This window comes from Aeromonas sp. 30P, from assembly GCF_051919805.1.
Lineage (GTDB): Bacteria > Pseudomonadota > Gammaproteobacteria > Enterobacterales > Aeromonadaceae > Aeromonas > Aeromonas veronii.
This window is the reverse complement of record NZ_JBQBEA010000001.1, coordinates 395,021-415,937: the sequence shown is the minus strand read 5'-3', so window position 1 is coordinate 415,937 and position 20,917 is coordinate 395,021. Positions and strand designations below refer to the sequence as shown.

Sequence of the window (20,917 nt, the reverse complement as noted above, 5' to 3'; positions counted from 1 at the left end):
TTTACCTGATATTGAAGCGGCGCCGCACCTTGCGCAGCACCAGAAACACCCAGGGCCATATTAGCATCGTCGTCAACGTCGACCAAAAGTAGGAGAAGTTGAGACTGGCCTGGCTGAACAGATGCTCTGCCCAGAATACCGTCATTTTACCCACCAGCGAGAGGCCACCGATGATCAGTGCCTGCTGCCAGAGGGAGAAGTTGCGGATCTTCTGGAACTGGAAGGCCGCCAGATAGGTGGTGATAGCCATCGCCATCGCCCGCACGCCGAGGGTACTGCCAAGCAGCACATCCAGCAGCAGGCCCGCCACCCAGGCGGTGCCGACGTTGGTCCGGTGCGGCAAAGCCAGCGCCCAGTAGATGAGCACCATGGCCAGCCAGTCCGGACGGAAGGGGTCAAATTCAAAAGGAAGCGGCAGGATCGACAGGCTCAAGGCCAGCAGGATCGAGATCCAGATCCAGATCCTGCCGCTGGCGGGTTCTAGCATCAGCGGGTGGCTCCTGCGGCGGACGCAGCGGGAGCCGCCCGTTCGCCATCCTCATCATGTACTTCAGGCTTCTTGTCGGTCCACAGCAACAGCAGATAGCGCAGTCTGTCCAGCTCCACCAGCGGCTTGGCCTCGACCTGAGCGAAGGGCTTGCCCTCCACATACTCGGAGCGGGTCACAGTCGCCACCGGATAACCTTCCGGGAAGCGGCCACCCAGACCCGAGGTAACCAGCAGATCACCCACCTGAATATCGGTATTGCGCGGCAGGTTGCGCAGCTCAAGCTTGTCGAGCTCGCCACTGCCGGAGGCAATGGCGCGCAAGTCGTTGCGCAGCACCCGCACCGGAATGCCGTGGCTGGAGTCGGTGATCAGCAGCACGCGACTGGTAGTGGAGCCCACGTGGAGCACCTGACCAATCACCCCCTGATCGTTAATCACCGCCTGACCGTTGTAGACGCCATCCAGCGCCCCCTTGTTGATCAGCACCTGATGGCTGAAGGGGTCGGAATCCACCGACAGCAGCTCGGCCACCATCTTGCGGGACTCCTTGTGCACCGGCGAACCGAGCAGCTCACGCAGCCTTTGGTTTTCGTGTTCCAGCTGATCCATTTTGAGCAGACGGGCACGCAGGGTAAACAGCTGTTGCTCCTGCTGTTTGGTCTGCTCGATCAGATCGGCGCGGGTCTGCACCTGGGTCGACATGGTGTCGAGCAGGGTACCCGGCGCATTGGCCATGTATTGCAGGGGACTGACTAACGAACTGAGGTAGACGCGGACATGGGTAAACACACCGAAGCGGGAATCCGCGACGATGGCAGCGATGGAGATGATGACGGCGAGAAACAACCGTAACTGAAGCGAAGGGCCTCTACCAAAAATGGGTTTCATGGGTCGTCAAAAAAGAGCCGGCACGCTGGCCGGCTTTGGGTCTTATTCGTAGTGGAACAGATCGCCACCGTGCATATCGATCAGCTCCAGCGCCTTGCCGCCGCCACGGGCCACACAGGTGAGGGGATCTTCGGCCACGACGACAGGAATACCGGTCTCTTCCATCAGCAGACGGTCGATATCTTTCAGCAGTGCGCCACCACCGGTCAGCACCATGCCGCGCTCGGAGATGTCGGAAGCCAGCTCGGGCGGAGACTGCTCCAACGCTACCATGACGGCAGCCACGATACCGGACAGCGGCTCTTGCAGCGCTTCCAGGATCTCGTTGGAGTTGAGGGTGAAGCTGCGCGGTACACCTTCAGCCAGGTTACGGCCACGCACTTCAATCTCGCGCACCTCTTCGCCCGGATAGGCGGAGCCGATCTCGTGCTTGATGCGCTCGGCAGTCGCTTCACCGATCAGGCTGCCGTAGTTGCGACGGACGTAGCTGATGATCGCCTCGTCAAACTTGTCACCACCGATACGGACGGACTGGGAGTAGACCACACCGTTCAGAGAGATGATGGCCACTTCAGTGGTACCACCACCGATATCAACCACCATGGAACCGGTCGCTTCGGATACCGGCAGGCCGGCACCGATGGCAGCAGCCATAGGCTCGTCGATCAGGTAGACCTCACGGGCACCGGCGCCCAGTGCGGACTCCTTGATGGCGCGACGCTCAACCTGGGTGGAACCGCACGGTACACACACCAGCACGCGCGGGCTGGGGCGGAAATAGTTGTTGTCGTGAACCTGCTTGATGAAGTGCTGCAGCATCTTCTCGGTCACGTAGAAATCGGCGATCACGCCGTCTTTCATCGGGCGGATTGCGGAAATGTTGCCCGGGGTACGGCCCAGCATCTGCTTGGCGGCATGACCGACAGCAGCGACCGATTTGGCGTTCCCGCGCTCTTGGCGAATGGCGACAACTGAGGGTTCGTTAAGGACGATCCCTTGATCTTTTACATAGATCAGGGTGTTGGCAGTTCCCAAATCGATCGACAGATCGTTGGAAAAGACGCCTCTGAGCTTTTTGAACATGGCTACGGGAAATCCTAAGAATTTGGAGGTGCAGAAAACCGGCTAACTTTACCAATGCCCACCCCAATGGGCAAGCGCTCAAACTGTCGCCAATCAATCAGGCGCGACAAAAATGCGAGTCATCACTCACTCGCACACGCTTGCAAACACTAATAAACAAGGATTTAGGGGGATGCTGTTGAGCCAACCCCCCTTACACATCAATTACTGCAATACTTCGCGCCGATAAATAATTCTGTCATTACCCCGGCTGGAGCCGAAAATGGCCTCACCTTGCAGGTTGCCGTCATTGGCACTCGTTGGGTCAGACAACCAGAGGGGCTGCGACGGCTGTTTTGCCAATTCGACCTTGTAGGGGATGCGCACCGAGATGTCCGGCTTGGCAAAGTGGAACAAGATCTCCCCGTCTTTCGCCAGTGCAGCATCCCCACCTGGTGCAGAACTGCCCAACCCCAGCTTGATCTTGCGCCCGCCCCCAAATTCAGCTCGCGAGTCGCCGCATCAAAGGTGTGACTCGGATTGAGGAAAGTGAACCCCTGATTGGCCAAAGAGAGCTGGGTACATTGATCTTCCTTGTTTTGCAGCCAGTTGCCCGCTTCGTAATATTGCATCTGCAGTGGAATGGCCAGCGGCGCCGAGGCAAGACCCGCCGCCGTGCCAGCCTGCAGGCGGCCAAAATAGGCTTTCATAGGCACACTGTCTATCTGACGGGCATTACAGCCGCTGCCACTGCAGTTACCTACCACGGCATCATTGAAATTCGGGCTGGCAATCAGCGTTCTGTCGCCATCGTTATCCCTCATATACAGACCAAACAACAAAGACTTGTAGGGACCATCCGGTTGCGTGCCAGAGAGGCGCACAAACTCGCTGCTACCGGTAGTCAAGGCCGCACGGCCATCGAGCCATGGCAGCGGCTGCAGACTGCGCAAGCGGCTCGACAGGGATTTACCATCCTTATCATTGGCAACCGAGATATAGGCTTCGCCCTTGGCAAAGGGCCCAGTATAGTTGCGGGTCTGTACACCCGTCGTATTACGAGCCAGCACATCCAGCATGACACCAAAGGGTTGCCCCATATAGGAGAACGCATTGCAGGCCGGCACTATGTCGCCACTCACCAGATTGAAGTCGGCAGGAATAAAACGCCCCACCGGCTGGCTCTGGGCTGATGGGATGGTGTAATTGAAGTAGCCATTGGCTGGTGGTGTCGCCGTCATACGGAACACTCCCACCTCGCTCACGGTCTGGCTAACGCTATTGGCACTGTTGGCCGCAGCCACATGGTTATACGCGGTAGTACCCAGCGTTGCATTGATGCCCGGATTGGGTGCCACCAGCGTACTGCCCAGAGCAATATTGGGCAGGGCAAAATTGGGCGTAGTCTGATTCCCGACGCAGATATCCCCATCATTGGCGGATTCCCAGGCCATCGCCTTGATATCTACCTGGAACGCCTCCCCCGCTTTTTTGAAGACCGGACAACTGCTGTCACCAGCCGCGCAGCCCCCTTGCGGGGGCGTAATGCACAGGCCGACCGGACGTGCCACAAACTGATCCGCGCCTAGCATCACCAGACCGGCTTCACTGCCAGTACCATCATAGCGGGCATCCAGTTGCACCTTGCCCGCATCCGGGTACTTAACCGTTATGGTCGACTGCCCCTGCGCATCGAATACGAGGGAGAGTGGCGTTGCAGCTCCCTGATTGGCGCCAATCGTACTGCTGTTGACGCTCATCTGGCTGTTATAGGGATTACTGGCGGGAGTGATATAGCTGCTCCAGAACTTGACGTTCTTGGTCTGACTGGCAAACCCCGGCACACACTGCTTGGTCACATCGCTCTTTTTGACCGCCTTGATGGTCACCGTCTGCGGCTGATTGGAGTAGGAATCAGGCACATCAAAGAAGAAGCCGCTATCGGCAAAATTCAGGGTACAGGCTGCGGCACTGGGAGTCCCCGCCCCGGCCTTGCACAAGGTGGTACTGAATGGTTTGGTCGTCGGAGTCGAGCCGGAAACGCCTATGGTCACCGCGGTCGGCGTATTGTTGCGCAACTGCACCGTGGTCGAACCGCCGCTAAAGTTCACAGTATTGCCGCCAATCCAACCATTGCTGACTGAAGTAGGGGTAAGACTCAGGGTTGCAGTAACCGGGTCTGTGATAAGCGTGGTACAAGCGGCATCGGCGCACGCCTTGACCGTTACCGTCTCGGGGTTGCAGGTCAGTGGCTGACCGGAGTGATCAAGTTGGAAATGATCAATCTGCACCCCAATCGGGTTGGATCGCAGGGCGCAGATCTGCACATTGTCGAGTTCATGTATGTTGGTCGAACCGCCCGTCGAGCCGGTAAGGGAGAGTAAAAAGTCACTCGGCACCTGAGTCTGGCCGCTCTGACTCTGGGCATTGAACGAGTCGATCAGAGTGACGTAGCCACTACCGGTATCCCGCTCTATTTTCACCATCGACTGCCCGCTAACACGGGAATCAATGGTCAGTTGGTACTTGTGATTGGCGCTGCCATTACCATCCACCCTCGGATTAAGGCAAGCAGTGTTTGTATTGCTCGCACCATTGTTACAGGTACCGCGTAGATACCTATAACCAGCAGTGCCGGAACCAGACCCTCTAATCACAACTGACTGACGACGCTGCCCTACGTTGGTTGTCCCACCTTCACCGGAGTAATTGCCAAATTCGTCAAGACCAACGCCCAGCCACCCCCCTGCAAAACCGGGGATACCAGGCTTGAAGCCATAGCCAAGCGGGCCACCAAATGCTCCGGGCTGCGGTGTTACTGTCGCGTCGGATAGTACGACCGCCATACCATCAGCCCCGTTTCCTCCATAGGCATAATGATTAAAGGTAATCGTCACCAAGTTGTTGGCAGCAGGAAACAGACGCTGATAGGTAGTGGATGTAGACTGATTGCCAGCAGCTTGAGTCAAACGTAAACGACCGCTGACAATCGAGGGAGTAAACGAGCCGCTACTGGTTTTAACCACCCAGTCACTGCTCAGCGAACCTGATGAGAAGTTATCGTTAAAACAGGTGAGGGAAGGTGTAAACGCTTGGTCATTGATGGCGCTGTTACTCGCCATTGTCAGAGATCGACTGGTCGTACGACCGTTGATGACTGAGGTATTGTTCATCACTAAAGCCTGATCAGAATAAACAAACCCATTCAGCAAAGTATCGCTGTTCAGAGTGATATTCTGATATCCGAAAAGCAACAGAGAACCCATACTGGATCTGTTCAGAACAGCACCGTTGAACTGCGTAGCCTGATTGACGAAGATCCGCACATCTCCCTGAACTTCAATCTCCGCTCCTTGGTTGAGGGTTAACTGATCGATCCAGTAGTCTCCGCTCGGCAATACCAGCTTGGCACCACTGCCCGCCTCCAGTTTTTGGATCCGATACTCTGTACGGGCTGAAGAAAAGGTCACAGTACAGCTGTTATAAAGAGAGAGGCTGGAAAACTGGTACTGAGTGGCACTGCCCAAGTTAATCGAGTCACCGGCATTGCAATAAGAAATGCCGCCATTACTACCATTACTAGTCAGGAATGCGTTGCCACTTGTAATGGAGAGTCCCTGAATCGTCGAACCGGTGACAGTACATTGGCGACGCGAACCATTACTGTTATCACAGCCATCGAGTGGCAAGCCAGACCCCAGATTTGACGTGCAATATCTCAAGGCTGCGCCTGCCGTCCCTGAGATTTTGGCCTGACCATTTTGGGTAAGAGCAGGATTACCTAGCGTATTACACGAATAACCGGTATTACCCCGATGACCCTGAGCCACTGCCGGGAAATAGGTCGCAGTATCAATCACCTGAAACGCCCCTGCTGCGCCACTAAATAGCCACACGGCTGCGACGATCCATAAATTGCGCATCAGGGAGTTCCTCCATCATAAGCTTCGACCATCAGGGTTCGGCTCACGGCAAAATCAGGGTTGGCACTGTTAAGGTCCGAGCTGCCACAGGTTCCGACACTCTCGAGACGATAGCCATTGGTCACAGATCCGTTATAGGTCACCGGCACCGTGGCGCAACGAACCACAGCCTGACAGTTGGTCAGCCCTGGATTGCTGGCAAAGCTCAGTGGGCTGCTTGCCAGGCAGACCGCAGGTGGGTTCGGTTGGGCAAGAGTGCGCTTGGGGAACAACCGATAGAGTGCCACTTCCAGACCGCTCTGGGCGGCCAGCAGGGCCCGCACGCTGCGCACCTCCACGGTATTTTTCTCGCCGCTATCGACCAGAAAACGGCCCATTGCAGCCGCCAGCAGCGCCATCACCACAATCACAAACAGGGCGATCATCAAGGCACTGCCTCGCATCCGTCCGAAAGCCTGTGGATCAGGGCACATTGAACACCTCTATCTTGTGGTTGAAGGTGACCGACTCCCCCTTGCGCTCGAAGACAAAGCGCATGCCAAACTCCCCTTCGGCGTTAAACGCCGAGGTTTCCCGATAGAAGGTGCCAATACGAAGGGAATCCGCCATCAACACGCCCTGTGCAGGTAAGGATGCTCCAATGGGGGCTGTGGCACGGGTCAGCGTGTTTCCTTCCACACAGTAGCGAACCTGCTGGTTGGCAAAGTAGACCCGGCTGCCTGGAGAGAGGCCAGTCAGACTCTCGGCACTGGTATAGCGGATGGTTTGCGCTCCGGATACGGGCGTCAGCACATCGGTAACCCTGGCTACACAACGGCCATAATCGCAGCCTGCAGTAAGCGAACCGACATTTTTGTCCGGCACGGGGAATACAATCAGCTGATCGTCTTTTTTAACGGCGGTGGCATCCACATCCAGCGGATTGGCAGCAGAAGCCGGGGTCGCCATCACCAGCTCAAGGGTAGCCGAACTCCCCGACATGGCGCGGTTAAGCGCCAAATAGCGGCTCGAGGTGCTGATGGGCCAGAACCGCAAACAGGCGCCGGTGTCGTCCCATGTCCCGCCAGTCGTCTCGATCCGCTCCGAGCCCGGCACCGCATCGCGCAGTTCGCGGTTAAGCCGCTCCATGGCGAAGCGGGCATCGCTCATCAGCTGCTCACGGCTGCTGGCATCGCCATAAATCTGAGTACTGATACCGATAAACTGGCTGGTAAAGGTCGCCATTATCCCGAGCAGCAGGATAACCATCACCAGCTCGACCAGGGTAAAGCCACGATTACCCCGAGGTTTACGGTAGGTTCGATTGGCCGCCAGGCGTAATCGAATGCCGGAAGTGGTTACAGGCGCGGACATTCGGACAGGCAAGCAACACCCGATAGCGGAGAGATCCATCAGTAGTTCCCCCGGTAGAAGGAGAAGTCGAGCACGCTCTCATCCGGCAGCTTGATCTGCAGATCAATACGCTTGCCCACCGAGCAGGGCGCGGCACAACTCCTGAAGGTGCCATCGCTGAAATCGGCACCGCTCACCGCAATTTTCACCTGATAGTTGCGATACTCCTCGCTGCTGACTCCCGCCTCAGTTTGGGTCAATGTGTTGGCATCCACCCAGTTACCTGCGGTATCGAAATCATCCACATCGTTATAGGCATAGGATGCGGGCTCGCCATCCGGGCCATAACTGGTGGAGCAGGGAGAGATGGTCACCCCCGCAACCTGTTCGCCACAACGATAACGACCACCGTTATGATCCGAATGTTCATCAAACGACTTTTGCAGGATCTCGCCGGAGAGGCGCTGGGCCAGCTGGGCGGCGCGTACCTGCTGCACCGGGTCTACCGCCTGCGGCGCCTGATTGATAAGCAACCCCAAAATGCCGGTCAAAGCCACCGCCAGCAGCACTATGCCAACGATCAGCTCAATCAGGGTGAAACCACGCTTAAGGGATCTCATGGATAAACCCCTCTGACTCAATTATGATGCGGCTGGTTTCGCGACCATCACTCACCAGCAAGGTACAACCGGTGGCACAGCTGCCTAGCGGTCTGCCCATCTGATCGAAGCGCAGCACGAAGCGGTTGTTGTTATCAAGGGAGATGGAGATACCGACAGAGGGCGTAACCAGTCGACCACGGGTCTCCAACTGGGGAGTCCAGCCACTACTAGTATCCAGGTCATCGCTGGCGGGACACGCCGCATAAGTACGGTGGGCAAAACGGGGAGAGGCAACCACCAGCTGGGTACAGCGGTTGGCAGGCTCATGCATGTTGACGGTCTGTACCAGCCGCAGCCGGGTCAGCAGCTCGTCACGTACGGTTTGAGTTTCAAAGCCGCCTTTGCCCAGCCATTTGGGCACGGCAAAGGCGGCCAGAATCCCGAGTAACAGGATCACCAGTACCAGTTCAATCAGGGTAAAGCCTTTTTGCATCGACTCATTCTCGATAGAAAAAGCGGGGCTTTAGCCCCGCTTTCATAGAACCGGTTAGCAACCAGACTTGGCTGTAGATGCAGCACCACTGGCATTCGCTTCGGTGTAGACCACAGTGCAAGTAGAACCTGAAGTCTGATACACATAGGTAGAACCACTAACACTACCAACCCAAAGAGGGTCGATGGTCGCAGCTTTACCAATACCACCAGAAGTCGCTGTTGGATATCCGTATTTGATAGTAACGGTAGAGTTATCAGCAAGCTTCACCGTCTTAGTACCAGTGTCATCTTTTTCGCTACCATCCAATACTGCTCGGCTATAGACCAGTTGGGATGCACTTGCTACTGCACCTTTTACGCCATCAGCAGCTGCTTTCTTGGCATCATCCTGCAGATTCAGGAACTTGGGTGCAGCGGTGACCGCCAGAATACCCAGAATGATGATCACGATAACCAGTTCGATCAGGGTAAAACCCGCCTGTTTTTTCATTTCACTTTCCTCTGTCAGTTAATATTGGTGGTCACCTGACCGGACGCCGGACGGTAACTGAAACTCATAAATGCATCAGTCTTGCCTTGCGGATCCTGATACTTGCCATCACTGCCCTTACTCAAACTATTGACCAAATAGTAACGGCAGACCGAATCCAGTCCATTACTGCTCACTGTGGCATAGTATTTCAGGTCATTGCCGCTACCGCGCACTTCATTGAAGCTGGCCGTAGCCTTGGGCGGGTTTTGCAGTAACCCCTCCCAAATATTGAGACAACGTTCGGCGGTCAGATTAGCAGGATCCACATCGGGATTACCGCTTGCAACGGTATCCATGGGATAGCCGGGCGACAGCTCGCCGTTGCTGATCTGGGTATCGGTCGGAGTGGTCAGATAGAAGCGGCTGCCGTCATAGAGCACGGTATTGAGGCTGTCCTGTTTGGCGCGACCTTCCGCCTCCCATTGCGCCCGCACCAGCGAAACGCCGGTAGCAAAACCGCCGGAGACTCCCTCGACGCTGGCCTTTTTCGCTTCATCGGTCACATCGAGAAAGCGTGGCAGCGCAGTCACCGCCAGGATCCCCAGGATCACGATAACGATCACCAGCTCAATGAGGGAGAAGCCGGCAGACCGTCTCCTCATCCCGTTTTCCGGCATTGTTGGTGCCATTGGTTTCATTGTCATGCTCCCTCCGTAATGCCCCGCATTATTTCATGCAGGCCCAAAAAAATCATGTAGTTGGGTCATATGATTAGTTTCATTCAAGGCTTTTTCATCACCCGCCCGTCAGAAAACTGATAAACCAGCCAATAACCATCCCACCCCATCTCGCAGCCATTGCCATCGGGGCGGGCCAGAACCTGCAGAGGAGGCATGCCCCCCTTCGTCTCACCCATCAGTGCCAGCCACAACTGACGGCAATTTTCCGAAGGGGATTGCAGCGGCACCAGCCCCAGGGGCCACCCTCGGGCATCAAACTGCCACCTCTTGCCGGCGGCATGCAGAGTCTGCGGACGCCGCTCATCGAGCCAAATGCCGTGCAAACGCTGTGCCCGCTCGGCAAATTGCTCCCCCAGCAAGGTGAGAGTGAGCTGCTGCGCCTCTTCCCGGTGGCCCTGATAGCTGCGCACCAGGGTCGCCACGATCACCATCAGCAGGATGATCATGGCGATCCGCCGATATCCGGTCAGCCAGCGATCATCCTGCTGCGTCTGTCTGCTCATCCAGCCCTCGACTCCACCGATCACTTGCCTCTTACGGCTCGCATCATGTCCCACCACTCAGGTGTGAAGATATCCAGTTCCAGCAAGATTACTTGCCGCGAACTGCGCGCATCATGTCCCACATCGGTGTGAAGATACCCAGCGCCAGGATCAACACCATTACCGCCACGATCCCGATCAAGATCGGCTCGATCCGAGCGGTGAGACTCTTGAGGTCATAATCCACCTCGCGCTCGTAATACTCGGCCGCTTCGTGCAGCAGGTCATCGACCTGACCGGTCTCCTCACCCACGGCGATCATCTGCATCACCAGCGGGGTGAACAGGCCGCTGCTACTGGCGGTGCGAAGCAGGCTCTCGCCCCGCTCGATACCGGCGCGCATATCCCGTACCCGCCCCGCCATATAGGCGTTATCCACCGCATCGGCCACCAGGGTCAGCGCGGTGTTCAGCGGCACCCCTGCCTTGAGCATCATGGAAAAACTGCGGGCAAAACGGGCCAGCAGGGAGCGCTCTATGATGGTGCCGACGATCGGCAACTTGAGCTGCCAGCGGTGCCAGGTCAGCTTGCCCTTGGTGGTGGCGACCCAGCGGCGCCAACCGAACACCATCCCCGCCAGAATAGCGAGCAGCAGCCACCAGTAGTTGACAAAAAAGTGGGAGGTAGCGAGCAGAATGCGGGTCGCCAGCGGCAACTCCACCCCGAATTTGGCGAACATGCCGGCAAACACCGGGATCACCATGATATTGAGGATCACCATGGCAATACCGATGGCGATCATCACGAAGCTGGGGTAGCGCATGGCGGTCTTGATCCGCTTGCGAGTCTCCAGCTCCAGCTCGAAATAGTTGGCGAGCTGCAAGAAGGACTCTTCCAGCTGACCTGTGTTCTCACCCACATGGATGATGGCGACAAACAGGCTGCTGAACACCTTGGGGTGCGCCTGCATCGAGCTGGAGAGCGGGCGACCGTTGCCAAGATCTTCCCCCAGCGAGTGAAGCGCCCGCTTAAGCGGCTTGCTATGGGTGCCCTCCTCCAGCCCGGCGATGGCACGCAGGATCGGGATCCCGGCCCGAGTGAGGGCATACATCTGGCGGCTGAAGATCACCAGCTCATCCAGCTTGACGCCCCCTTCCAGCAACAGTGACCAGTCGATGGCAGCGGATTTGGCCTTGCCCGGTTTGAGCTCGGTGGGCATCACGCCACGGCGCATCAGCTGTTCAGCGGCCGCCATCTCGTTGGCCGCTTCTACCACGCCACTGGTGGCGTTGCCCTGGCTGTCACGCCCCTTGTAGGCAAAGTTAGCCATCGCTTACCCCAAATCCTCGGCCAGTCGCAGCACCTCATCCACCGAGGTGATCCCCTGACGGGCATAATCGAGGGCAGTGAGGGCCAGCGGCCGGTAGTGTTCATGTTGCCGGGCCGCCTTGGCGAACCCTTCCGCATCATTGCGGCGCAGGGCATCCATCATCGGCTGATCCAGCTCCAGCAGCTCGTAGACCCCGATCCGGCCGGAATAACCGGTAAAGTTGCAGCTCTGGCAACCCCGGCCCTTGTGATAGTTGTGTTGGCCGGGCGCCTCGCCGGAGAGTACGGTGAGCCAGGTGGCCTGCCCTTCATCCGGCGCCTTCTCCTCGACGCAGTGCTCACATACCCGCCGCACCAGCCGCTGGGCGACCACCGCCCGCAGGGCGCTCGCCACCAGATAGCCGGGCGCCCCCATGTCGATAAGGCGCAAGGCACTGGTCACCGCATCGTTGGTGTGCAAGGTGGTCAGCACCAGGTGACCAGTGATGGCGCCACGCAGACCGATCTCAACCGTTTCGTTGTCCCGCATCTCACCCACCAGCAGGATGTCCGGATCCTGACGCAGGGTAGAGCGCAGCACGTTGGAGAAGGTGAGGCCGATCTTGGGGTTGACCTGCACCTGATTGACGCGGGAGAGACGATACTCCACCGGGTCTTCTACCGTGATGATCTTGTTGCTGGACTGGTTGAGCTCGGAGAGCGCGCCATAGAGGGTGGTGGTCTTGCCGCTACCGGTCGGGCCGGTCACCAAGATCATGCCGTGCGGGCGTTTGAGCTGGCGACGGAAACGGGTCAGGATCTCAGGCGGCATGCCGGTCTCGGTCAGCGACAGAATGCCGGAGGATTGATCCAGCAGACGCATCACCACAGACTCGCCATACTGCACCGGCATGGTGGACATCCGCACATCCACATCGCGACCGCGCACCTTCATATTGAAACGGCCATCCTGCGGCAAGCGCTTTTCGGAGATATCGAGCCCCGCCACCAGCTTGAGGCGTAGCACCAGCGCCTGGGCGATGCGCACCTCGTTGAGAATGTTCTCGTGCAGGATACCGTCGATCCGCTGGCGAATGCGCAGCACCTTCTCGTCCGGTTCGATGTGGATATCCGACGCCCCCACCTGCACCGCATCCTCGAACAGGGAGCGCAGCAGCTTGGCCACCGTCGCCTCCCCCTCGTCATTGGCTCCCAGATTGCTGGAGCCCAGCTCGAAGCCGGAGTCCTGATACTCCTCCTGCAGCTGTTCGGCGAAACTCTCAATCTCGCGGGTACGGCGATAGAGGCGGTCGAAATACTCCAGCAGCTGCCCTTCCCGCGCCACCGCCAGCACCATGATGCGCGGGCTGAGCAGGGCGGCGACGGCATCCAGTGCGCTCAGATCCGCCGGGTCCGACATCGCCACCGTCACCTTGTCGTCGGTAAGGTTGACCGCCAGCGCCCGATAGCGACGCGCCTGCACTTCGGGCAGCAGCGGCACCGCGGCGGCGTCGATGGTGAGGTTGTTAAGATCGAAGAAGGGCACATCCAGCTGGCGGGCGAGGAACTGCAACAGCTGCACCTCGCTGATAAAGCCGAGGTCGATGAGAGTGGTGCCCAGCTTGCGGCCGGTCTGACGCTGCTGCTGCAGGGCAAGCTGCAGCTGATCATCAGAGATGATCTGCTCTTGTACCAGCAGGTCGCCGAGGCGCATTTTCAGTCTGGGTTGTGCCATGTTTGCTCCGATCTCTGTTACTTCACACCCGTTGCCGCATCCGATTCCGCTTCGCTAATCGAACCTGCTGTTTATCAAGGGGTTAGTTGGCCAATTCGTTGTTCCAGCCAGTTGGTCGATGCCTCGCCGAGGTTGCCGTGCAGCAGGGCATTGCGATAGGCATCGAGCGCCCGCTGGCTGTGACCCTGACCATCCTCGGCCACGCCGAGACCAAGCCACCAGCGGCCCTGATCCGGCTGCTGACGCAGCAGCTTCACATAGAGCGCTGCCGCATCGGCATTCTGGCCCAGCTCCTGAGTCAGTCCTGCCCAGGTGGCGTAGTAGTCCATGTTGCTGGCGAGATCCGGCTGATAGCCGGACAGCCAGCCAAGCGCTTGCTGTTGCTGCCCCTCGCTGATGGCAAGGCGGGCCAGTAGCAGACGAAAATCGGCCTGTTGGGGATCGAGCCGGATCCCCTCTTCCAGCAGCTGACGCGCCTCGGTCAGGCGGCCCTCGCCGTAGAGCAGCCCCGCCAGCTGCTCGCGCGCCCCCTGGTTGTAGGGATCGTGGGCCAGCACCTGATAGTAGTTGTCCTGCGCATCCCGCAGGCTTCCCTTGGCCATGGCGGTGGTCGCCTTGCGCTCCGCCAGTGCCGCCAGCTCCTTGGCCGACAGCTCCACCGTCTCGATCTTCAATACGCTCGGTTTGCGCGGCGCGCTGGCGACTGCCTGCTGCTCTGCCGCCAGTTCGGCGTAAAGCTCGGGCTGCAGCTCTTCATCGGTCGGCTCCGTCTCGTCAACATCGCTGGAGGCATCAAAGGGCGCACCGTCGGCCATGCCATCCGAGTCACTCTCGCCTGCCTCATCATTCACCTCATCCTGACTTGGCAACGGCAGGGCGGCTGCCACCTCGACCGGCTCGGGCTGGCTGACGGGCGCGGCGACCCTTGCCACCACATCGGGAGTCACCGCATCGGGAGCTAGCACTTCACTGGCAGCCGTCACGGTATGGGTCTGCTGCCAGTAGATCCAGGTTCGCCAACCGAGGATCCCCAGTGCCAGGCCGCAGATCAGGGTCAGCAGCAACATCCACCATCCCTGCTGACGCGCAGGGGCAATATAGACGGCAGCGCCATCGGATCCTTGCTGACGCTGATCCAGATCTTTCAGCATCTGGTTGATAACGCTCATGGCCAGACTCCATAAGCCAGGGCGCACCCCAGCAACAGTAACAGGGGCCACCAGCGCCGTGGCGCAAAGCGGCTCGCATCGTCGGTATCGCGAATGGCAAGCCGGACCAGACGACTGTCGATCTGACGCACACCCTGACCATAGGCCAGCATCAGACACTTCTGCGCCAGAATATTGATCAGTCTCGGGATCCCTCGCGATGCCCGCCACAACAGACGCATGGCTCGACCTGCAAACAGCGGTGCCCCGCGGTAACCGGAGACCTGCAATCTGTGCTCCAGATAGGCGCGGGTCTCGTCAAAACGCAGCGGCCGCAGGCAGTAGGAGAAGCCAATCCGCTGGCGCAGTTGGCGCAGATGCGGCTTGGCCAGTCTGGCATCAAGCTCCGGCTGGCCGAACAGCACGATCTGCAGCAACTTGCTCGATTCGGTCTCGAGATTGCCGAACAGGCGGATCGCCTCCAGCGTCTCGTCCGGCAGCGCTTGCGCCTCGTCGATCAGCACCACCACCCTGCTGCCCTGCTGGTGCAGGCTGATCAGGTGACGATGGATACGATCGGTCAGATCCAGCTCGCTCTGATCCCGTACCGCCAACCCCAGCTCCAGCGCCAGCGCGATGCGCAGCTCGGCCGGAGTGAGGTGGGGATTGGGCAACCAGGCAAGCCGCACCGGACGCGCTTCCGAGCCCAGCTCGCTGAGCAACTTGCGGCAGAGCAGGGTCTTGCCGGTACCCACCTCGCCGGTCACCTTGATAAAGCCCTCCCCCTGCGCCAGCGCCCAGTTGAGCACCTGCAGCGCCTCTTCGTGAGGCGGCAGGCCGTAGTAGAAGCCGGTGTTGGGAGTGAGGCTGAACGGTGCCTCCTGCAGGCCGAAGTGGGTCAGGTACATGAGACCTCACCTGCCACGGCAAGCAAGCAGCCTGTGCTGGCAAGGCAGCACAGGCCGTTCGGGATAAGGGTGACCGTATCTGGTGTCATGGATCAGCCCTTGGCCGGATACCACTTGTCGAGCAGCTCGGAGGAGCGTTGCAGCTCGTTTTGCCAGGTATCTTTCTCCACCACGGTCGGTTTGAGCATGATCACCAGCTCCACCTTCTTGGTGCTCTCGCGGCGGTTGGTAAAGGCTTCACCCACCCAGGGAATATCCCCCAGCAGCGGCACCTTGCTGACGATCTCCTGCTTGTCGGTCTTCATCAGGCCGCCGATAACGATGATGTCACCGTTATTGGCCTGCACCACGGTATCGGATTCGCGGATCGAGCTCTTGGCGAGCGGCAGTTGCAACTTGCCACCCGAGGTACCCATGTCGATCACCTTGTTTTGCTCTTCGGTATCGATAACCGAGGGATGGATATGCAGCAGCACCTTGCCCTCTTCATCGATCTGCGGCGTTACGTCCAGCGCAATACCGGAGAAGAAGGGGGTCAGCTCCACGTTAGGCGTCTTGTCTGTGCCCGTCGAGGTAGTAGTAATGGTGGTGGACGCATTGGTGACGTAATACTCGTCCGTCCCCACCTTGATCACCGCCTTCTGGTTGTTGGTTGCGGTGACACGGGGACTGGAGAGGGTATTCACATCGCCCTGGGTCTTGAGCAGGTTGACCGCCACATTGAAGTTGCCATCAGAGATCTTGAAGCCTGCACCGCCCCCCAGCGCACTGAAGATCTGGTTGGGGGTGCTGGGCAGCTGAGTATTGGCAAGCGACTGCCCACCGGTAATCCCCTTGTTGCCATCCCAGCTGGCGGAGAGACCGCTCCAGTCCACCCCCTGTTCATACCCTTCGTTGAGGGCAACTTCGATGATCCGCGCCTCCAGCACCACCTGCCGCTTGAGGTGACTCTCGGACTGGGTCAGGAATTCACGCACCGCCTTGAGCTCTTTCGGATAGGCGCGAATGGTGACCAGACCCGCCTGCGGGCTGGTGATCACGGCGCGACCGTCACCCGTGCCAATCAGGGTCTGCAGGGAGTCGCGCAGATCAGTCCAGTAGTCGCTGTTGGTGTCGGTTTCGATACGGGTGCCGTTGTTGTTGTCACCGCTCGAGTTGCTGCTGGTTGAGCTGTTGCTGCCGCTGTTGTTGTTCGATGCACTGTCAAAACTGCTGTCGCTGCTGTTATTGCTGTCATTGGCCGTCACCCCGCCGGTGCTGACCGAGGTGCGCGAGAGGCCACGGCGGGACATCATCAGATAGTTGACCGGGATGGTTTCGGTACGCAGACCCGCCGGATAGATATGGAAGACATTGCCCTTGCGCTGCACGTCGAAGCCGTACATGTCGCCCACCACCGCCAGCACCTCCGGCAGAGTCACATCCTTGAGCTCGACGGAAACCAGCCCGGCCACCCCGGGGTGAACCGCCACGCTGTAGCGGGAGCCCTTGAACAGGGAACCGAAAAACTCCACCGCCTCCACATCGTGAGCCGCGATACGCAGCCGCTTCTCCGGCATGCCGACCGGCATCTGCGGCCGGTTCAGCTGCAGCAATTCACTTTGCACCGATTTGGGCAAAGCGGTCAGAGGGGCAGCCTGTTTCTGCTGTTCGTTCATGGCCTGTTTGAGGGCATCCTTCGCCTGGGTCGGCTCGGGGTGCTGATACGTGGTACAGCCTGCAGCCATCATGGCCACGGTGATCAGACAGAGACGGTGTTTTTTCATGTAATTAGGGCACCCTGACTTGCAATTAAACTCGATAAAGCCGATTCACCTCTCGAGAGGCAAGCACGACTCAAACCCGGATCTTGCTGGCAAACAGTGTTACCGCATGGCGTTTTCCCGCCTTTTCCAGCACCACGGCATCGGCATTGATGGCCACCAGCGTATAGCCGTCCACCTGTTGCCCGACCCGATAACTCTTGCCATTGAGTACCGCCAGTGCCGGGCCATTGCCCAGCACCACACTCTGCAGCTTCGGCAAACCGGCGCTGCTCTCGCCGGTCGCACGGGCGCCAACCGCCACATCCGCCAGCGGCGCGGTGGGATCCTGCAATACCTCGACCTGCTCCGCCTGCACCAGCAAGCTGCACAGGCAACAGCACAACGCAAACACTCTAGCCACGGATAAACTCCTTGCTGGTACTCAGGGTGTAGATCTCCATCTCCACCACCGCGCCGGGATAGGCTTTGACCTGATAGTCGAACTGCTTCCAGTAAAAGTGTCGCGGCAAGGCTTCCAGCGCTTTAAGATATTGATACACATCGAAATAGCCGCCTTCAAGCTGAAGCCGGATACCATGCTTGTAGAGATTGACCTTCTGCTCCCCCGCCATCAGCGGGGTCGGCTCCAGCGAACTGAGGGCCAGCATGTGAAGGTTGGCGGAGCGGGAGAGCAGCGCCTCCAGCACCAGCGGCATCTCGTGCGCCGGGATCAGATCGACGGTCTGTGCCTTCAGCTCATCGTCGATCCGGACCAGATCCGCTTCGACCTGCGCCAGCTGGTCGCGAACTCCCTGATTGGGATCCCGCTTGAGCCGGGCCTGTTTGCCGAGGTTTTCCAGCTCCATGATTTCGAGGTCGCGCTCGGCGGCGCTCAGGGCCATGCGATCCTGCTGCAGGCGGGTATCAGCGCCATCGAGCCAGCCGTAGAGTCCGGCCGCGCCCAGCAGCACCAGACCAGTCAGCAGGATCAACACCCGCTCCCGCTGGCTCAACACGGCGATACGCTGGCCCCATGCCTGCCATTGTGCTTTCAGGTTCATCAGGGTTTCTCCCGCGCAATGCCGCTCAACTGGAAGGTCAAACGACCCTCCTTGTCACGGCCGAGGGTCAATTCACCAAACTCCTTGCCCACCAGACTCGGGGTCTGCTTGAAGCGGTTGACCCAAGCCGGCACATCCTGACTGCGTCCGGCAAAGCCGGAGAGGTTGATCCGCCCTTCGTTGATCTCGATGCGCTGCAACGACAGGTTGCTGCTGCGAATGCGGGAGAGATCCGCCATCACGCTGGCATAGCCCTGGGATTTTTGCAGGGTCAGGCTGCCCAATTGGCGCATCAGCCCCTGCTTGGCCGTCAGCTCATCCTGCTTGTTGACCAGTTGCTGTTGCAGCCGGGGATCTGCCTGATGGCGCGCCAGCTCGGCATCGAGCCGCTGCGCCTCGCTGCGCTTGAGTTCCAGCTCGGCAGAGCGCTGCGCCAGCGCCCGGCTGACCTGCTGCTGCTGCCAGCTGTAACCAACACCCGTCAACAGGATCAGCAGCAGCGCAAAGCCCCATACCAGCGCCATCTGGTTGAGGCTGGCCCACTGCCGCTTGGGGCGAAACTCGGCGCCATAGAGGTTTATCTGACGTTTCATCACGCATCCTCCCCGATGGCGGCGGCATAGGCCGACAGGTACTCAACGCCAGCCAGGACCGCCTTGTTGGCCATGGCGGAGACGGCAAAGCCGAAGGTCTGCTCCATGTGGCGCACCAGGGTACCGATAAAGGGCGAGGCGACGGCGAACTGCATCTGCCCCAGCTCGGGCAATTTCAGCTGGCCCGCCAGATAGTCGAGGGAGCGCTGGATCTCCAGCGCCAGTGAATCGAGCAGCATGCTGTCCGGCTCATGTTCGCCAGTCAGGCTGGTAAAACCGCGCAGCTGGCGGGAGAAGCAGAGCCCGCCCTGATGGAAGACCAGCAGTTGCAGATCCTGCCCCTTGGGCTGCCACAGCAGCATGCGCACCGTGTCATCCGCGTCATAGAGAGAGGTCAGCGCCAATTCGTCGCTGATGATGGATTGCAGGGTCGCGATGCCGTTGATGGCATCGGCCAGCTGTTGCACCCGGCTCTTGGGCAGGCAGATCACATTGATGCGCGGGCGACCGGCAGGCGGGGTGGGCAAGTCCACATAATCCATCGCCAGTTGCAGCACGGGTTCGCTGACATAATCCTTGATAGCCCAGGGGAGCGCCCCCGCCATCTCGGCGTCAGGCACGGCAGGCTTGTCGATCTGGATCTGTTGATAAAGGCTGGCGGCGAGGGCCACCCGCACCGTAGACTTGGCCAGCCCATGACGGCTGAACAGCTCGTTCATGGCCACTGCCCATTCCTGTGGGCCGTTGATGGTGCGCGTCGCGAAGACGGGGGGATTGCCCACCGCTGCCAGCATGATCCTGTCATTGGCCAGCAAGAGCCCGACCTGGCGGCTTGGCGTCGACCGTCTGAACAGTTGTTTCATGTAAGCCCGCCCATCAATAGTGATTAAATGTATGAAATATTAACATAAACAGCAGATTAGCCTCCAGATTAAAAGACGGACTCACCATTGCAAGCCAACCTTTCCGCCGAGTCAGAGGGTCAAGTCATCCTCCCTTCCCCCTGCAACGCCTCCACCATCCGTTGCTGACCCGCTATGGCGTCGAGCTGTGGTGCAAGCGGGATGATCTGATCCATCCGGCCATCTCCGGCAACAAGTGGCGCAAGCTCAAGTACCACCTGCTGCATGCCAAAGAGCACGAAAAACGGCATCTGCTCTCGTTTGGCGGCGCCTACTCCAATCATATCCATGCGCTGGCGGCAGCGGGGTGCCAATCTGGTCTTCGTACTACCGGTATCATACGGGGCGAATATGACGCCGTCAGTAACTCTACCCTGCGGGATGCCCGGCGCTGGGGCATGGATCTCGTTTTTGTCGACCGCCAGAGTTACCGGCGACGGCAGGATCCCGACTGGCTGGCCCAATTCGATGCCCCCGATACCCTAATCGTGCCGGAAGGGGGTAGCAGCCCGCTGGCCATCCCCGGGGTGGCGGAACTGGTCGGCGAAGTGCCCTTCTCGCCGGATCTCTGGGTACTGCCCTGCGCCAGCGGCGGCACTCTGGCGGGCCTGATCGCTGGGAAACAGGATCGGGAGCAGATCCTCGCCATTGCGGTACTGAAAGGAGGCGGCTTTATCGCTGACGAGGTGTGTCGCCTCCATCCCGCGGCGGCCCATATCCCCGGCTGGCGCATCGCGCTCGATCACCACGACGGTGGCTACGCCAAATTCAGCCCGGCCCTCTGGCAGTGGGTGCAGGATTTCAGCGCCACGACCGATCTGCCCCTTGAGCCCATCTACAGCGGCAAGGCGATGTGGGGGCTGTTTCGCGAGCTGGCGGCAGGCCGTATCGCCCCCGGCAGCAAAATCGTCTTTATCCACACCGGCGGCATGCAAGGACTCGCCGGGCTGCGGGAGCAGGGGCGATTGTGACCCCCGCCTGAAGGCAACCGCAAACAGCACCGCAAACAACAGAGGGTTGCCCCAAGGCGAC

The 20,917-nt window shown here is 59.2% G+C and carries 20 protein-coding genes and 1 pseudogene; 1 reads left to right on the top strand and 20 read right to left on the bottom strand.

The window, feature by feature from the left end; translation table 11 throughout:
* Position 1: 1 nt before the first annotated feature.
* From mreD to ACTG2B_RS01975, 20 genes and pseudogenes are all read right to left on the bottom strand, one after another.
* A complete protein-coding gene (gene mreD, locus ACTG2B_RS02070; protein WP_005340054.1) occupies positions 2 to 487 on the bottom strand; it encodes a rod shape-determining protein MreD in 486 nt (161 codons plus the stop codon).
* Complete coding sequence (gene mreC / locus ACTG2B_RS02065) at positions 487 to 1,377, bottom strand: rod shape-determining protein MreC (RefSeq protein WP_005340053.1); 891 nt, start codon at positions 1,375 to 1,377, stop codon at positions 487 to 489. Before mreC ends, mreD begins: the two co-directional genes overlap by 1 nt.
* Positions 1,378 to 1,419: 42 nt before the next feature.
* Positions 1,420 to 2,460, bottom strand: coding sequence for a rod shape-determining protein (locus ACTG2B_RS02060; RefSeq protein WP_005340051.1), 1,041 nt, complete (start codon positions 2,458 to 2,460; stop codon positions 1,420 to 1,422).
* 204 nt (positions 2,461 to 2,664) lie between these two features.
* Positions 2,665 to 6,362 (bottom strand): annotated as a pseudogene (locus ACTG2B_RS02055) (DUF6701 domain-containing protein).
* Entirely contained in the window at positions 6,362 to 6,787 is a 426-nt protein-coding gene (locus ACTG2B_RS02050; protein ID WP_103422546.1) for an MSHA biogenesis protein MshP, read from the bottom strand. The pseudogene ACTG2B_RS02055 and the gene ACTG2B_RS02050 overlap by 1 nt, the downstream one beginning before the upstream one ends.
* 37 nt (positions 6,788 to 6,824) lie before the next feature.
* Positions 6,825 to 7,715, bottom strand: a complete 891-nt coding sequence (locus ACTG2B_RS02045) for a PilW family protein (protein ID WP_439995112.1) — start codon at positions 7,713 to 7,715, stop codon at positions 6,825 to 6,827.
* A gap of 38 nt (positions 7,716 to 7,753) precedes the next feature.
* Positions 7,754 to 8,314 (bottom strand): type IV pilus modification PilV family protein, encoded by a 561-nt coding sequence (locus ACTG2B_RS02040; protein WP_439995111.1) that lies wholly within the window; start codon positions 8,312 to 8,314, stop codon positions 7,754 to 7,756.
* Positions 8,301 to 8,789 (bottom strand): prepilin-type N-terminal cleavage/methylation domain-containing protein, encoded by a 489-nt coding sequence (locus ACTG2B_RS02035; protein ID WP_439995110.1) that lies wholly within the window; start codon positions 8,787 to 8,789, stop codon positions 8,301 to 8,303. The genes ACTG2B_RS02040 and ACTG2B_RS02035 overlap by 14 nt, the downstream gene beginning before the upstream one ends.
* 54 nt (positions 8,790 to 8,843) lie before the next feature.
* Positions 8,844 to 9,281 carry a prepilin-type N-terminal cleavage/methylation domain-containing protein gene (locus tag ACTG2B_RS02030; protein ID WP_139403112.1) on the bottom strand — a complete coding sequence of 146 codons (438 nt, stop codon included), beginning with the start codon at positions 9,279 to 9,281 and terminating at the stop codon, positions 8,844 to 8,846.
* Between the two features lie 14 nt (positions 9,282 to 9,295).
* On the bottom strand, positions 9,296 to 9,967 hold the full coding sequence (locus ACTG2B_RS02025) for a prepilin-type N-terminal cleavage/methylation domain-containing protein (protein ID WP_005348617.1): 672 nt from the start codon (positions 9,965 to 9,967) through the stop codon (positions 9,296 to 9,298).
* A gap of 77 nt (positions 9,968 to 10,044) precedes the next feature.
* Complete coding sequence (locus ACTG2B_RS02020) at positions 10,045 to 10,506, bottom strand: hypothetical protein (RefSeq protein ID WP_439995109.1); 462 nt, start codon at positions 10,504 to 10,506, stop codon at positions 10,045 to 10,047.
* Positions 10,507 to 10,594: 88 nt separating this feature from the next.
* Entirely contained in the window at positions 10,595 to 11,815 is a 1,221-nt protein-coding gene (locus ACTG2B_RS02015; RefSeq protein ID WP_136502220.1) for a type II secretion system F family protein, read from the bottom strand.
* 3 nt (positions 11,816 to 11,818) lie between these two features.
* On the bottom strand, positions 11,819 to 13,528 hold the full coding sequence (gene mshE, locus ACTG2B_RS02010) for an MSHA fimbrial ATPase MshE (RefSeq protein ID WP_159164461.1): 1,710 nt from the start codon (positions 13,526 to 13,528) through the stop codon (positions 11,819 to 11,821).
* Positions 13,529 to 13,602: 74 nt separating this feature from the next.
* Positions 13,603 to 14,697, bottom strand: a complete 1,095-nt coding sequence (locus ACTG2B_RS02005) for a tetratricopeptide repeat protein (protein ID WP_416245523.1) — start codon at positions 14,695 to 14,697, stop codon at positions 13,603 to 13,605.
* Positions 14,694 to 15,584, bottom strand: coding sequence for an MSHA fimbrial biogenesis protein MshM (gene mshM / locus ACTG2B_RS02000; protein WP_120416286.1), 891 nt, complete (start codon positions 15,582 to 15,584; stop codon positions 14,694 to 14,696). Before mshM ends, ACTG2B_RS02005 begins: the two co-directional genes overlap by 4 nt.
* 92 nt (positions 15,585 to 15,676) lie before the next feature.
* The gene (mshL, locus tag ACTG2B_RS01995) at positions 15,677 to 17,350 is read right to left on the bottom strand and encodes a pilus (MSHA type) biogenesis protein MshL (protein WP_110304182.1); all 1,674 of its coding nucleotides are present in this window, start codon (positions 17,348 to 17,350) and stop codon (positions 15,677 to 15,679) included.
* Between the two features lie 70 nt (positions 17,351 to 17,420).
* Positions 17,421 to 17,750, bottom strand: a complete 330-nt coding sequence (locus ACTG2B_RS01990) for a SctD/MshK family protein (protein ID WP_108540866.1) — start codon at positions 17,748 to 17,750, stop codon at positions 17,421 to 17,423.
* Entirely contained in the window at positions 17,743 to 18,390 is a 648-nt protein-coding gene (locus ACTG2B_RS01985) for an MSHA biogenesis protein MshJ (RefSeq protein ID WP_111900321.1), read from the bottom strand. Before ACTG2B_RS01985 ends, ACTG2B_RS01990 begins: the two co-directional genes overlap by 8 nt.
* Positions 18,390 to 18,983: a PilN domain-containing protein gene (locus tag ACTG2B_RS01980; protein ID WP_069528443.1), complete on the bottom strand. Its 594-nt coding sequence runs from the start codon at positions 18,981 to 18,983 to the stop codon at positions 18,390 to 18,392. Before ACTG2B_RS01980 ends, ACTG2B_RS01985 begins: the two co-directional genes overlap by 1 nt.
* On the bottom strand, positions 18,983 to 19,846 hold the full coding sequence (locus ACTG2B_RS01975) for a hypothetical protein (protein WP_026035092.1): 864 nt from the start codon (positions 19,844 to 19,846) through the stop codon (positions 18,983 to 18,985). Before ACTG2B_RS01975 ends, ACTG2B_RS01980 begins: the two co-directional genes overlap by 1 nt.
* Before the next feature lie 86 nt (positions 19,847 to 19,932).
* Here ACTG2B_RS01975 and ACTG2B_RS01970 point away from each other — a divergent pair, with 86 nt between their 5' ends.
* Positions 19,933 to 20,856 (top strand): 1-aminocyclopropane-1-carboxylate deaminase/D-cysteine desulfhydrase, encoded by a 924-nt coding sequence (locus tag ACTG2B_RS01970; RefSeq protein ID WP_439996899.1) that lies wholly within the window; start codon positions 19,933 to 19,935, stop codon positions 20,854 to 20,856.
* The last annotated feature ends 61 nt before the right edge of the window (positions 20,857 to 20,917 follow it).